The 1,323-nt window shown below is 25.5% G+C and carries 1 protein-coding gene; it reads left to right on the top strand.

The features are described from left to right. Nucleotides 1-509: 509 nt before the first annotated feature. Nucleotides 510-677: a hypothetical protein gene (locus MBORA_RS10705; RefSeq protein WP_156482726.1), complete on the top strand. Its 168-nt coding sequence runs from the start codon at nt 510-512 to the stop codon at nt 675-677. Nucleotides 678-1,323 lie beyond the last annotated feature (646 nt).

Below are 1,323 nucleotides of genomic sequence, written 5' to 3' on the forward strand. Positions count from 1 at the left end.
TAATGCTTTAAATCAGCTTTAACTTCATGAATTTTAGAAAGTGGGATATCTTTATTAATATAAGCATTTCTACTCATATTACTATTTTAGTCACATTTAATATAAATATTTTTTGTCTAAAACTATAATAAACTATTTATTCAGATAACTATCAAAAATTATTAATAATTAACTATTACACACATACACTCAAAAAAAATAGTAATTATAGTTTTTGCTAAATGATTATACCATTGCTATCAAGCAAATGGTTTTTAATAGCTTATTTTTTTTCTTATTTTTGGTTCTTTTATTTGTATTTACCAACATTCCAAAAGAGATAGCAACATCATGAAGAATTAAAACATATTATAACGGTGATAGATGGACAATAGAAACATGATTATGACAGATAAAAAAAAACACAGGAAAAAAAAGAAAATAATAATAGAACAGGGACTTCTATATAGACACATATATACTTATTCAATATAAACTAATGGGACTTAAAAACGAGGCAAAAAAAACAAATGACAAGAAAACCAAAAGAAACAACAAAATACAAATACGTATACAAAACCAACATCAACACATTGATTGGAAACATAAAAGAAGAACTGCCTAGACTACTAACAGACAACCAAGAAGAAATACAAATAATAGTTAAAGAAGATAATTGGGGACTGTCAATTTGTTAGCTCTTGTTTTCGTTTTTCGATTCAGCCATCTTTTTGGTGCATTATCTGATTGAATATTCCTTCTAATGTTCTAAATTTCTTTTTGTATGGTTTGGGCATTGTATTTCCAATGTAATTTTCTATTTGATTGTTAGTAGAATCTAGTTTTCCTTTGTGTCTTTTTTTAAGGAATTGTAATGTATTTTTTGTAATTCTGGGAAGAATTTTTTCTTTAAGTATTTTATTATGATTGGTGGATAAGTTTATTAATTTTTCTTTTAGGAAATTGATGTATTCATATTGCTTTTTCGTAGGTTTCTTTTTTGAATAATATTGTAAAAATATGCTTATAATATTTTCGTTGATTTCATATTTTGTAGTTGTTTATCCCTGTTTTTTTTGGATTGTTTTTTTGATTTGTGTTTCTGAGTAGTTTAGGGTTTTGTTTTTTTTTAGATTGCTTTCATATTCATTTTGCGCATTTGCTTTAGTTCTTCTCTAAGTTCTTCATTGATATTATAATACTTAAGTGAAATGTGCAGTGTTGGTGATCAAATCCAATTTCTCTCATTATTTTATCATATCCTGGTTTTAAATCCGTTACAATTGCAATGGACTCTGTTGCTTTGATGCTGTTTTTTTATAAAATTTTTTGTTGTTGCAGAAT

The sequence above is a fragment of the Methanobrevibacter oralis genome, assembly GCF_001639275.1.
GTDB lineage: Archaea > Methanobacteriota > Methanobacteria > Methanobacteriales > Methanobacteriaceae > Methanocatella > Methanocatella oralis.

Excerpts from the sequence above, each read along its gene's own strand:
- MBORA_RS10705 (WP_156482726.1), top strand. The coding sequence starts at position 510 with ATGACAAGAAAACCAAAAGAAACAACAAAATACAAATACGTATACAAA.